Source organism: Lysobacter sp. A378 (genome assembly GCF_054052125.1).
This window is the reverse complement of sequence record NZ_JBSVRK010000001.1, coordinates 452,266-465,219: the sequence shown is the minus strand read 5'-3', so window position 1 is coordinate 465,219 and position 12,954 is coordinate 452,266. Positions and strand designations below refer to the sequence as shown.

11 protein-coding genes are annotated in these 12,954 nt (G+C 66.5%); 8 read left to right on the top strand and 3 right to left on the bottom strand.

Features of this window, described 5'->3' with window-relative positions; all coding sequences use genetic code 11:
• Positions 1–19 precede the first annotated feature (19 nt).
• The 6 genes from ACW7G1_RS01995 to prpB are packed head-to-tail and all read left to right on the top strand — an operon-like array spanning position 20 to position 6,464.
• The gene (locus tag ACW7G1_RS01995; protein WP_456978095.1) at positions 20–1,261 is read left to right on the top strand and encodes an MFS transporter; all 1,242 of its coding nucleotides are present in this window, start codon (positions 20–22) and stop codon (positions 1,259–1,261) included.
• 33 nt (positions 1,262–1,294) lie between these two features.
• Complete coding sequence (locus ACW7G1_RS01990; protein WP_456978094.1) at positions 1,295–1,960, top strand: isochorismatase family protein; 666 nt, start codon at positions 1,295–1,297, stop codon at positions 1,958–1,960.
• The gene (locus tag ACW7G1_RS01985) at positions 1,957–2,901 is read left to right on the top strand and encodes a polysaccharide deacetylase family protein (RefSeq protein ID WP_456978093.1); all 945 of its coding nucleotides are present in this window, start codon (positions 1,957–1,959) and stop codon (positions 2,899–2,901) included. Before ACW7G1_RS01990 ends, ACW7G1_RS01985 begins: the two co-directional genes overlap by 4 nt.
• Positions 2,898–3,839: a polysaccharide deacetylase family protein gene (locus tag ACW7G1_RS01980; RefSeq protein WP_456978091.1), complete on the top strand. Its 942-nt coding sequence runs from the start codon at positions 2,898–2,900 to the stop codon at positions 3,837–3,839. The genes ACW7G1_RS01985 and ACW7G1_RS01980 overlap by 4 nt, the downstream gene beginning before the upstream one ends.
• On the top strand, positions 3,836–5,518 hold the full coding sequence (locus ACW7G1_RS01975; protein ID WP_456978089.1) for a 4Fe-4S dicluster domain-containing protein: 1,683 nt from the start codon (positions 3,836–3,838) through the stop codon (positions 5,516–5,518). Before ACW7G1_RS01980 ends, ACW7G1_RS01975 begins: the two co-directional genes overlap by 4 nt.
• Positions 5,519–5,576: 58 nt before the next feature.
• Positions 5,577–6,464, top strand: a complete 888-nt coding sequence (gene prpB / locus ACW7G1_RS01970; protein WP_456978088.1) for a methylisocitrate lyase — start codon at positions 5,577–5,579, stop codon at positions 6,462–6,464.
• Between the two features lie 82 nt (positions 6,465–6,546).
• Here the strand turns inward: prpB and ACW7G1_RS01965 are convergent, their stop codons facing one another.
• The 3 genes from ACW7G1_RS01965 to ACW7G1_RS01955 are packed head-to-tail and all read right to left on the bottom strand — an operon-like array spanning position 6,547 to position 9,843.
• Positions 6,547–7,968 carry an aldehyde dehydrogenase family protein gene (locus ACW7G1_RS01965; RefSeq protein ID WP_456978087.1) on the bottom strand — a complete coding sequence of 474 codons (1,422 nt, stop codon included), beginning with the start codon at positions 7,966–7,968 and terminating at the stop codon, positions 6,547–6,549.
• Positions 7,961–9,016 carry a nitrilase-related carbon-nitrogen hydrolase gene (locus ACW7G1_RS01960; protein WP_456978086.1) on the bottom strand — a complete coding sequence of 352 codons (1,056 nt, stop codon included), beginning with the start codon at positions 9,014–9,016 and terminating at the stop codon, positions 7,961–7,963. Before ACW7G1_RS01960 ends, ACW7G1_RS01965 begins: the two co-directional genes overlap by 8 nt.
• Entirely contained in the window at positions 9,013–9,843 is an 831-nt protein-coding gene (locus tag ACW7G1_RS01955; protein ID WP_456978084.1) for an enoyl-CoA hydratase/isomerase family protein, read from the bottom strand. Before ACW7G1_RS01955 ends, ACW7G1_RS01960 begins: the two co-directional genes overlap by 4 nt.
• 57 nt (positions 9,844–9,900) lie before the next feature.
• On the opposite strand from ACW7G1_RS01955, the gene ACW7G1_RS01950 reads away from it, so the two are divergent.
• Positions 9,901–10,692 carry a GntR family transcriptional regulator gene (locus ACW7G1_RS01950; RefSeq protein ID WP_456978083.1) on the top strand — a complete coding sequence of 264 codons (792 nt, stop codon included), beginning with the start codon at positions 9,901–9,903 and terminating at the stop codon, positions 10,690–10,692.
• Between the two features lie 121 nt (positions 10,693–10,813).
• Entirely contained in the window at positions 10,814–12,937 is a 2,124-nt protein-coding gene (locus ACW7G1_RS01945; protein WP_456978082.1) for a TonB-dependent receptor, read from the top strand.
• The last annotated feature ends 17 nt before the right edge of the window (positions 12,938–12,954 follow it).

Here is a 12,954-nt window from a genome sequence, read left to right as displayed (position 1 = left end):
AACCTGCAGAGGTACACCAATGAAGCGCTACTACCCGTGGCTGATGGCGGTAATGGGGATGCTGGTCCTGCTGACGTCCAACGGCCTGGTCGTGACCGGCCTGACCGCATTCGACGAGTCGCTGCTGGACGAGTTCGGCTGGTCCCGCAGCCAGTTGAAGTTGCGCGACGTGATCACCCTGGTGATGGCTGGCTGGCTGGGGCCGTTCATCGGCGCGATCATCGACAAGGCCGGCCCGCGCCGCCTGATCCTGGCCGGCATCGCGTTGCTGGGTGCCATGTACCTCGCCTACAGCTTCGTGCAGTCGCTGACCCACCTGTACATGATCCACGTGGGCATGGGCGTGGTGCTGGTGGCCGCCGGGCTGAACGTAGCGGTGATCTATGTGTCGCAGTGGTTCAGCGTCCAGCGGGGAACCGCCATCGGCATCGCACTGGTCGGCACCAGCCTGGGCGGGATGATCTTCCCGCCGCTGGCCGTGCATCTGCTGAAAACCATGGACTGGCGTACCGCCTTCATGTGGGAAATGGCGATCCCGGCCACCTTCCTGGTCATCGCCTACTTCCTGGTGCACAGCCCGAAAGAGCTCAACATCAAGCCCTGGGGCGCCGACAAGGTGGCCGCAAAAGCCGCCTCGGACGCCGCCGCAAACATCGTCACCCTGCCTGACCTGACCTACGGGCAGGCGTTGCGCACGCGTACGTTCTGGGCGTTGGCGACCGTCGCGATGACCACGTTCTTCTCGATCATGGCCGTGTCACAGAACCTGTTCCTGCACATGCGCGATCTCGAGTTCTCGCCGGTCCAGGCGGGCTCGGCGCTGAGCCTGATGTTCGGCCTGGCGATGGTCGGCAAGTTCCTGTTCGGCATGTTGGCTGACATCCTGTCGGCCAAAGTCGTTTTCATGGTGAACCTGATGATCATGGCCGCGGGCGCAGCAGTGCTTGCCACCATGCGGCCCGATCTGATCTGGTACTCGCTGATCCTGTTCGGGCTTGGCTGGGGCGGCCTATACACCATGATCCAGCTGCTGGCGGTCAATGCTTTCGGGCTGACCGCGGCCGGCAAGATCCTCGGCACCGTGACCCTGCTGGATGCCTCCACCGCGGGACTGGGCATCTGGATGGCCGCCAAGATCTTCGACGTTACCGGCAGCTACAAGCCGGCCTTCCAGCTGGTGTTTATCCTCATCGCCGTGGCCCTGGTCATGTCCACTCTGGTGCGCGACGAGCGCGCCCGCCTGGCGCGCCTCGCCTCTTGACCCGCTGATCCAGGGAGAACTCCGATGCCTGTAATGGAAACCTCCGACCTCACCGCGCGCCAGTACTGGGCGCAGGTCAAGGCCAACCGCAACCGCGCCAAATTCGGCTTCGGCCAGCGTCCGGCGATCGTCAACATCGACGTGCAGCGTGCCTACACCGACATGGACGCGTTCAAGACCGCGTACCAGACCGATCCGCGCCAGATCGAACACATCAACATGTTGTCGTTCCTGTGTCGCGAGCGCGGCCTGCCGGTCATCTGGACCTATGTCGCCTATGCCGGGAACGGCGAGGACGCCGGGGTCTGGGGCACGCGCACCAACACGCCGGACTCGCTGCAGAACATCAAGCACGGCTCCGAGCGCGCCCAGCTCGATCCGCGCGCCGACGTGCAGCCAGGCGACATCGTCATGCACAAGCTGATGGCCAGCCCATTCTTCGAGACCAACCTGTGGTCGCTGCTGACCTTCCACCGCATCGACACCCTGATCATCACCGGCGGCTCGACGTCGGGCTGCGTGCGCGCCTGCTCGGTGGACAGCCTCTCGCGCGGTTTCCGCACCATCGTGGTCGAGGAGTGCGTGGCCGACAAGCACGAGATCCCGCACTTCGCCAACCTTGCCGACATCATGCTCAAGTACGCCGATGTGGAGCCGGTGGCCGAGGTGGAGGCCCAGCTGCGCAAGGTCGCGCCATGAGTACCCGCGATCCGGCCCACAAGGCCGACCCCGGTCTGTACGACTACTGGCCCTACGACAGCCGGCCGAAGATCCAGTGGCCGGGTGACGCGAAGGTCGCACTGTGGATCGCGCCCAACATCGAGTTCTACGAGCTGGCGCCGCCGCCCAATCCGCAGCGCAAGCCATGGCCGCGGCCGCAGCCGGACGTGCTGGGCTACGCGACGCGCGACTACGGCAACCGGGTCGGCCACCAGCGCATGATGCGGGTGATGGACAAGTACGGCCTGCGCGGCTCGGTGTCGCTGTCGGCGGCAACCCTGATCCATCACCCCGAGGTGATCGAGCTGGCCGCCGAGCGCGACTGGGAGTTCTTCAGCCACGGCATCTACAACACCCGCTACACCTACGGCCTGGACGAGGCGCAGGAGCGGGCGATGATCGAGGAGTCGATGGCGCTGATCGCCAAACACACCGGCCAGCACTGCGACGGTTACCTGGCCCCGGCGCTGTCGCACTCCAACGCCACCATCGACCTGTTCGCCGAGGCCGGCGGCCAGTACACCTGCGATCTGTTCCATGACGACCAGCCGACCCCGGTACGCACCCGCAGCGGCAAGCGGTTTGTCTCGGTGCCGTACTCGCTGGAGCTCAACGACACCATCACCTACGTGGTCAACAAGATCGAGCCACGCCGCTACGGGCAAATGATCAAGGACGCCTTCGACCGCCTGTATGAAGAGGGCGCGCAGAGCGGCACCGTGATGTGCGTGCCGCTGCACGCCTACCAGGTCAGCCACCCGCACCGGCTGCGCGCCTTCGAGGAGGCGATGGACTACATCAGCAAGCACACCGGGGTATGGAAGGCGACCGGCCGCGAGATCGCCGCACACTATCTCGAGCATCACTACGACGAGGCACTGGCATCGATCGACGCGGTGGCGCAGGAGCAGACGGCATGAGCCTTGGCCCGGAATACCTGGAGTACCCGCGCCGCCGTCACGGCATGGACCACGACCGCTACGCCTGGTCGATGCTGGCCCAGCGCGCGCCGGTCGCGTGGCCGGACGGGAAACCGGTGGCGCTGTGGGTGAACCTGAGCCTGGAGCACTTCCCGCTGAACCCGACCGGCGAAGGCTTCAAGGCGCCCGGCAGCATGACCATGCCCTACCCGGACCTGCGCCATTACACCCTGCGCGACTACGGCAACCGGGTCGGCGTGTTCCGGGTGCTGCACGCGCTGAAGTCCCATGGCCTGACCGCCAGTGTCGCGGTCAATGGTGAGTTGGCCGAGCGCTACCCGACGCTGCTGCGCCGGGTACAGGCGACCGGAGCCGAGCTGCTCGGCCACGGCTGGAACATGGACTGCGTGCATTACGGCGGACTGGATGCGGCGCGCGAGCGCGAGTGGATCCAGCGCAGCCTGGCCGCACTGACGCCGTACGCCGCCGGGCCGATCCGCGGCTGGCTGTCGCCGGCCCGCTCGCAATCCGCACGCACACCGGAGCTGCTGCGCGCCGCCGGCATCGAGTGGTGCGCGGACTGGGTCAACGACGAGCTGCCCTATGCCTTCAACACCGATCACGGCCCGCTGTCGATCCTGCCGCTGTCGCTGGAGCTTGAGGACCGCTTCATCGTCGGCGACAACCTGCATGCCGAGTCCGGGTACGCCGACCAGATCATCGACGCCTGCGAGTTCCTGCTGGCCGAAGCCCGCGAGACCGGCCACGGCCGGATGCTGGCGCTCAACATCCATCCGTGGGTGATGGGCCAGCCGCACCGGATCAAGCACCTGGAGCGCGTGTTTGCACACCTGGCAGCGCAGGCCGGATCAATCTGGAACGCGCCGCCCTCGGCCATCCTCGCAGCGGCGTCACCACAAGCAATGGAACCGTCATGACCCCGGAAGACCTGCTCGCCGCCTACGGCCCCCGCGAATCGATGGAGTACGACATCGTCGTGGTCGGCGCCGGCCCGGCCGGGCTGGCCACTGCGATCCACCTGCGCCAGCTCGCCGCCAGCAAGGGCAGTGAGGTGTCGGTGTGCGTTCTGGAGAAAGGCTCCGAACCCGGCGCGCACATCCTGTCGGGCGCGATCATGGATACCCGCGCGCTGGATGAATTGTTCCCGGACTGGAAGGAGCGCGGCGCGCCGCTGCGCCAGCCGGTGACCCGCGATGAGTTCCTGTTCCTGAGCGAGACCGGAGCGCAGGCGACGCCCGGCTTCCTGCTGCCGGATTGCTTCGACAACCACGGCAACTACATCATCAGCCTCGGTGAGTTCACCCGCTGGCTGGCCGCCCAGGCCGAGGCGCTCGGGGTGGAGATCTTCCCCGGCTTCGCCGCCGCCGAAGTGCTCTACAACGACGCCGGCGCGGTGCTCGGCGTGGCCACCGGCGACATGGGCCTGGACAAGGACCGCGAGCCCGGCCCCCAGTTCCAGCGCGGCATGGAGCTGCACGCCAGGTACACGATCTTCGCCGAGGGATCGCGCGGCCATCTGGGGCGCGAGCTGATCGCCCGTTTCAAGCTGGACAAGGACTGCGACCCGCAGAGCTTCGGCCTGGGCATCAAGGAGCTGTGGCAGGTCGATCCGTCCCGGCACGAGCCCGGTCTGGTGGTACACACCGCCGGCTGGCCACTGGACTCGGATACCTACGGCGGCTCGTTCGTGTACCACGCGGACGACAACAAGGTCGTGGTCGGCTTCGTGGTCGGGCTGGACTACAGCAACCCGTGGTTGAGCCCGTTCCAGGAGTTCCAGCGCTTCAAGACCCATCCCTCGATCCGCAAGCACCTGGAAGGCGGCAAGCGCATTTCCTACGGCGCACGCACCATCACCGCGGGCGGCCTGATGTCGCTGCCCAAAACCATATTCCCCGGTGGCGCGCTGGTCGGTTGCGAGGCCGGCTACCTCAACGCCAGCCGGATCAAGGGCAGCCACGCCGCGCTCAAGACCGGCATGCTCGCCGCCCAGGCCGCGTTCGACGCGCTCGCTGCAGGCCGCGCGCAGGACGAACTGGTCGCCTACCCGGCCGCGTTCGAAGCCAGCTGGCTGCACGACGAACTCAAGCAATCGAAAAACTTCAAACAGTGGTTCAAGAAGGGCCGCCTGATCGCCACCCTGATGACCGGCATCGAGCAGTGGTTGCTACCCAGGCTGGGCGTCCGCAACCCGCCGTGGACCCTGCGCCATTCCAGGGCCGACCACGACTGCCTGGACCCGGCCGACCAGCGCGGGAAGATCGATTATCCCAAGCCCGACGGCGTGCTGACTTTCGACCGCCTCAGCTCGGTGTTCCTGAGCAGCACCCACCACGACGAGAGCCAGCCGGCGCACCTGACGCTGAAGGATCCGGCCGTGCCGGTGACCGTCAACCTGGCCAAGTACGCCGGCCCGGAAGCGCGCTACTGCCCGGCGGGCGTGTATGAGTTCGTTGGCGAGCCCGGCGAGGAACGCCTGCAGATCAACTTCGCCAACTGTGTGCACTGCAAGACCTGCGACATCAAGGACCCGAGCCAGAACATCGTCTGGGTTGCGCCGCTCGGCGGCGACGGTCCCAACTACGCCCAGATGTGACCGACGCGGCCGTCACCGGCTCGCGCGATCGTCCCCTTCACCCCACACCGAGAGCCCCATGACCTCAATCACCAGCCCCGGCGCGCGTTTCCGCCGCGCCCTGACCGAAGAGAAGCCGCTGCAGATCGTCGGCACCATCAACGCCAACCACGCCCTGCTGGCGCAACGTGCCGGTTACCGCGCGATCTACCTGTCCGGTGGTGGTGTCGCCGCCGGCTCGCTGGGCATGCCGGACCTGGGCATCAACACCCTGGACGACGTGCTCACCGACGTGCGCCGGATCACCGACGTGTGCGAGCTGCCGTTGCTGGTCGACATCGACACCGGCTTTGGCTCCAGCGCGTTCAACATCGCGCGCACCATCAAGTCTCTGATCAAGGCAGGCGGCGCCGCCTGCCATATCGAAGACCAGGTCGGCGCGAAACGTTGCGGCCACCGTCCGGGCAAGGAGATCGTCTCCAAGGGCGAGATGGTCGACCGCGTCAAGGCCGCGGTCGATGCGAAAACCGACCCGGATTTCTTCCTGATCGCACGCACCGACGCCATCGCGTCACACGGCGTGGATGACGCGATCGAGCGCGCGATTGCTTTCGTGGAAGCCGGCGCCGACGGCATCTTCGCAGAGGCGGCCTACGACCTGCCGACCTATCAGCGATTCGTCGATGCGGTGAAGGTGCCGGTGCTGGCGAACCTGACCGAGTTCGGCCAGACCCCGCTGTTCACGCGCGACGAGCTGGCCTCGGTTGGCGTGGCGATGCAGCTGTACCCGCTGTCCGCGTTCCGCGCCATGAACAAGGCCGCCGAAGCGGTGTACACCGCAATCCGCCGCGACGGCCACCAGAAGAACGTGGTCGATCTCATGCAGACCCGCGAGGAGTTGTACGAGCGCATCGGTTACCACGAGTTCGAGCGTCGCCTGGACAAGGTGTTCAGCGACGCCAGGTAACCCCGTCAGGGGTCGATGACAGACAGCAAGGCCGTGCTCCCGCGAGCACGGCCTTTTTTTGTTGCCCGATGCCAGCCGCGGCCTAGGGGTTGAACCACCATGGCGAGCTGTCGCCGTCGTGGATCAGCAATGCGCGGGCACGCACGAACCGGCGGATGGATGCCGTACCCATGCGCGAGCCGCCCATCCCCGACAGCTTGAAACTCTGCTTCTCGGCGGTCTGCACCATCCCGGTCAGGCAGGCGTCGTTGATGCTGACGCCGCCGGCCTGGAGCCGCCTGGCCACCCGTTCGGCCCGCTCCAGGTCGCCGCTGAACACGGCCGCGGAAAGCCCGAACTCGGTCGCGTTTGCACGGGCAATCGCCTCCTCCTCGTCAGCCACCACCATCACCGGCAGGATCGCGGCGAAGGATTCCTCACGCAGCACCTTCATCTCGTCGGTGACGTCCGTCAGCACCGTTGGCGGGCACCACATGCCGCCGTGGTCGACGAGCTCGCCCCCGGTCAGTGCCCGTGCGCCCCTTTCCTTCGCGTCGGCCAGTTGCTCACGCACGATCGCCACCTGGCTCTCGGAGATGATCGGGCCGATCTCGCCGTCCCTGGGGTCCGGGTACGCCAGCCGCAAGCGACCGGCCTGCTCGACCAGTGCCGCGATGAACGCCTCGGCCACCGGCTGCTCGACGTAGACCCGCTCGATCGACATGCAGCTCTGGCCGCCGTTGACGAAGCTGCCCCACGCCAGCGAACGGGCCGCGCGTACCGGGTCCGCGTCCGACAGCACCAGTGCCGCATCCTTGCCGCCCAGTTCCAGCGAGGCCGGGATGAAGCGGCGCGCGCACGCTTCGCCAACTTTGCGTCCGGTGGCCACGCTGCCGGTAAAGCAAATCTGGTCGACCGCGTCGATCACCGCCTGGCCGACGTGCCCCGGCCCGGTCACCAGGCCGAACACGCCGGCGAGCTCGGGCACGTCGTCCAGCGCCGCCTGCAACACCGGCACGAAGCGCGAGGTGACTTCGCTGGGCTTGGCCAGGATCGCGCAGCCGGCGACCAGCGCAGGCACCGCATCGATCAGGGTCAGCATCAGCGGGAAGTTCCACGGGCTGATCACGCCGGCCAGCTCGAAAGGTACCCACGTCTGGCGCGAGCGGATAAGCCCGATCGCCTCGCGTACCGGCTCCGGCTCGGCCAGGCACGACGGTCCCTGCACGCTCCAGCGGCGCATCGCCGCCACGGTGCCGTCGACCTCGATCAGCGATTCGTGCCAGCGGCCGGTGTCGGCCAGCAAGGCCTCGATCATCGGCTCGCGGCGGCGCTCGATCGCATCGGCCAGGCGGGCCAGCGCGTCGCAGCGCGATTGCACGGATCGTGCGGCCCAGTCCTGCTGCGCCCGGCGCAGAGCGACGGCGAGCGCGGCAACGGCGGCGACCGGAGTTACCGGCAAGTGCGCGTCGATCTGGCCCGTACGCGGGTTGCGCAGCGGCAACAGGGTGGTCGAATCAATCATCCCCGAGCACTCCGGCGTCTTTAAGGTGGTCGATGACCGCAACCTGCCGACGGGCGAAGTCGGCGCGCTCCGGGATCACCGGCTGGCCGGCATCGAGCAATGCGTTGGGCGCCAGCGGTGCCAGGGCCAGCCCTTGGGCGATCACCTCGCGCGGCAATCGCGACAGGGTGTGACCCATGCCGGGGCGCTGCCTGCGCCGGCGCAACGCGGTGATGTCCAGTTCCGTATTGGCGGCCATCGACTCGCCGGGGCCGGCCGCGGCCAGCACCCGGCCCTGGTCGTCGACGATCTTGGACATCCCGTCCGCACTGCCCATCGGTATGTCCACGCCGCTGATGCCGGCGGTGTTGGCCGAGACCACATAGGCCAGGTTCTCCACCGCCCGTGCGCGCTTGGCAATGTCCTTGGGAGTGAGCTCCGGGCTGCCGACCTCGCTGGTGGAATGCAGGAATACTTCGGCTCCGCGCAGCGCCAGTGCCCGCGCAATCTCCGGATAGAGAATCTCCTCCGAGGCCACGCAGGCCAGCCGGCCGATCGCGGTGCGCGCGACCGGGAACACACCGTCGATGCCGTAGATGTCCAGGTACCTGTCCCACACGTCGTACGGCGATGGCGCGTACAGCGAGACCAGCCGGCGGTAGCGCAGCACCTGGTTGCCCGCGTCGTCGATCACCACGCTGGACTGGAAGTACAGGCCGGGGAAGTTGGGATCCTGCTCGTAGGCGTTACCGGCCAGGTAGACGCCGTTGTCCTGCGCGATTCGGGCCAGTTGCCCGTACTCGGCGCCGTGCATCTCGAAACCGGCCTTGGCCGCCCAGCCGGGAATGGTGTCCCCGAGCGGGTAGCTGGTGGCGAAGTACTCCGGCAGGACCACCAGCTTCAGGTCGGGACCGATGAAGGCCTTGCTGGCGCGGACCTGGCGGCCGATGCGCTCGATGTTGGCGGCGATCAGGCCGCGTGCATCGTCGACCGACGCGGCGGCATTGATCGCATGGCAGGTGCTCTGCAGGGCCAGCGCGCGATAGGCGATGTTGGCGGCGGTACTCATCGTGTTCCTCCTTCGAATCGGGGTGCCCGCCGGTCCAGGAAGGCGCGGGCGCCTTCCACGAAATCCTCGCTGGCGAACGCCGCCTGGAATGCATCCTCGGCGTGGTCGGCGGTGATGCTGGCGTCGCCGCCCAGATGACCCAGCACCTGTTTGATGCCGCGACGGGCCTGACCGGACGTGGCCCGCAGCGCCTCAAGGCACGACGCCACCACGGCGTCCAACTCGCTGTCGGCGACGGTTTCGTTCAGCAACCCCCACTGCAGCGCGGTCGCTGCGTCCAGCAGCCGCCCGGTCAGGAGCAGCTCGCGCGCGCGCGCCATCCCGACCGCGTTGACCAGCCGCCGCGTGTCATCGGCGCTGTAGACCAGGCCGAGCTTGGCGGGGGTGATCGCGAAACGGCTCCGGTCGCTGGCCAGCCGCAGGTCGCAGGCCAGCGCAAGCCCGAGTCCGCCGCCGATGCAGACGCCATTGATCACGGCAATGGTGGTCTGCGGCAGGCGCTGCAATTTCAGCTGGGTGCGCTGGACCTGGGCATTGTTGGCGGCAAACGCGGCCGGCTCGGCGAGCAGGCGTCCGAGCTCTTCGATGTCCGCGCCGGCACTGAACGCGCCCGGCACCCCCGAAAGCACCAACAGGTGCGCCGGGCTTTCGGCGACCCGGTCGAGAGCGGCTTCAAGTGAAGCCCAGTGCCGGGTCGCCAGCGCGTTGCGCTTGTCCGCACGGTGGATCCCGATCCGGGCGACGCCTGCTTCGATCCTGACAGCGACCGCATCATCCATCTCCGCATCCCCGTGCGGGGTCGTTGTATCGTCGCCAGTATTGTTCATCGCACCACCCATTTTGATCTATTGTTATAGCATTCCTACCTGGACCGGTGAAGCCACATGCCGAGCGACGCGTTAGCGCAACTGCTGGATGCAAGTGCGCGCAAGTTGTTGCGCAGCGACATCCCTGCCCCGCTGTACCACCAGATCTTCGTGCTGTTGCGCGACCGGATCCTCAACGGCGAAGTGCCGACCGGGGCGCGGATCCCGACCGAATTCGAGTTGGCCGAAGCGTTCGGGGTGTCCCGGATCACGGTCAAACGGGCGCTGGACGAACTGGCGTCCGACGGTCTGGTCGAACGCCGGCGCGGCCGTGGTACCCACGTCGTCCACCGTTCCCAGCCCAAGCCATTGCACAGCCCGCTCAATGGCCTGCTGGAAAGCCTGGAAGACCTGGTGGAGCAGACCCGGGTGAAGGTCCTGCAATTCAGGCGCACGGTTCCATCGGCGCCGATCCGCAGCGAGTTCGGGCTGGCATCCGATGACCTGCTCGCCTACGCCATTCGCCTGCGGTTGCGCGGCGACACCCCGTTCGGCCACTACACCAGCTGGACCCGCACCGACCACCCCGATTACAACGCCGCCAGCCTGGCCAGCACCTCGCGCCTGAAGCTGTACGGCCAGATCGGCATCCGGATCCGGCGCGTCGACCAGGTGTTGTCGGCCGTCAATGCCGATGCGGTCACCGCGATGCACCTGAAGGTCGCACCCGCCACCGCCCTGTTGTCGCTGGATCGCCGGTCCTATGACGGTGACGGACAGCTTATCGACCTGCTCAACATCCTGTACCGCCCCGACCAGTTCTCCTACCAGATGACCCTCGACGTGGACGGGGAAAAACCGGCGTACTGAACAGGGCTTTGCCGTACTTACCTCCCATATTGTCCGGACAAATATTGACTCTCATCTCCTATTGATATATCGATAGAGCTAATCGAGATGTTCAACGTCAATTAGCGGTATGGAGGTGTTGGTGAACGATCAAATCTACCTGCGTGCACTGGTGGTGGCAGTCGCGGCGGCCCTGAGCAGCATGCCCGTCCAAGCCCAGCAGGCAGCGGAGGAGGCGGCGAGCCAGGCGGTCCAGCTCGACAACGTCACCGTCACCGCCCAGCGCCGCGAAGAACAGGTCCAGGACACCCCGGTGGTGATCAGCGTGTTCAACGCCGAAGACCTGAAGCGCAAGCAGGTCTCCCGGGTGGACGACCTGAAGTTCCACGTTCCCAACATCACCATTGACCAGAACACCTCGACCAGCTCGGGCGCGAAGATCTTCCTGCGCGGCGTCGGTCAGGACGAGTCGATGTTCACCGCCGACCCCGCGGTGGCGATCTACATCGACGACGTCTACATCCCGCGCCAGAACGGTTCGATGTTCGACCTCTACGACGTGGAACGCATCGAGGTCCTGCGCGGGCCGCAAGGGACCCTGTACGGCCGCAACGCCACCGGCGGCGCGATCCGCTACATCACCCGCAAGCCCATGGGCGATGAGCGGCTCGAGGTGGACGGCACGCTCGGCAATTTCGGCCGGGCCGACATGCGGGTCATGTACAACACCCGCCTCGGCGAGACCATCGACTTCTCCGCTGCGGCACTGACCCGCAATCGCGACGGCTTCATCCACGAGCAGGTCAGCGGCAAGGACGTCAACGACAGCAAGGTCACCGCCGGACGCGTCGGCTTCTCGATGCCGGTGGCGGAAAACTCCTACGCATCGCTCAACATCGATCGCCTGCGCGAGCGCTCCTCGCCCACCTACGCGGTGCCGGTGGCCTTGGTGGATGGCCAGACCGTGCCCCGGCTGGAGAACCTGTACACCACCCGCAGTGACCTGGTGGGCGGCATCAACGATCTGGACCAGTTCGGGGCCGCCTTTACCTTCGAGACCTACTACGACAAGTTCCTGTGGCGCCATATCGCCCACTACCGGAGCATGGACAGCACCATCTATGTCGACGTCGACGGCACCGACCAGCTGCTCTACCACCTGTTCCAGGACCAGGAACAGAGCCAGTACGGCTATGAAAGCCAGCTGATCTCCCAAGGCGACGGTCCGCTCACCTGGGTGGCTGGCGTGTTCGGTTTCCGGGAGCAGAACGAGCAGCCGACCCGCAACGACATCTTCGGCATCGGCGGCGTCTATGACATCGCGCAGGACACCACGGCGCTGGCGGCCTACGCCCAGGCGACCTACGCGGTCAGCGACCGCTTGAACCTGACTGCCGGCGGCCGCTTCAGCAACGAGAAAAAGGACCTCTCGGTACTGGCACGCGACCCCGCAGGCAACGAGACCTTCCGCGTGACCCGCAACGGCCGCTGGTCCAAGCCGGACTGGAAGCTGATGGCCGACTACGACCTCAGCGCCAACGTCATGGCCTTTGCCACGATATCCACCGGCTTCAAGAGCGGCGGCTTCAATGGACGCGGCACCACGCCGGAGACGATCACCCCGTTCGACGAGGAGACCGTCCGCTCCTACGAAACGGGTATCAAGAGCACCCTGTTCGACAACCGGGTGCGTCTGAACGCCACCTACTACCGCAACGACTACGGCGGCCTGCAGTTGTCGGCAATCGATCCCAACGGCATCTACGTCACCACCAACGCCACCGGCGCGCTCATCCAGGGTGTCGAAGTGGAGGTGCAGGCCCAGCTGACCGACAACTGGAACGTCAACGCCAACATCGGCACGATCGACGCCGAGTACCGGGACTACGCCGAGATCAACCGCGAGACCTTCGAGGGCCGCGACCTGAAGCAGGCGCCGGAGATGCAGTGGCAGATCGGCACCACGTACGTCCAGCCGATCGCCGATGCGCAGCTGATATTCAACGTTCAGGTCGTGCGCACCGACATGTTCTACCAGAACCAGGATTTGTCGGAGCTGGTGAAGACCCCGGCCAACACCCAGGCAAACGCGCGCATCGCCTACGAGCCGGACCATGGAAACTGGTCGGTCGCCGCGTGGGGCCGCAACCTCACCGATCAGCAGATTTCGGCCGGCGGCTTCGATATCCCCGGACTGGGCGTGGCGGTGATCTATCCCACCCTTCCCCGCACCTATGGCGTCGATTTCAAGTACCGCTTCTGGTAACTCGCGCGCGTCTTCCA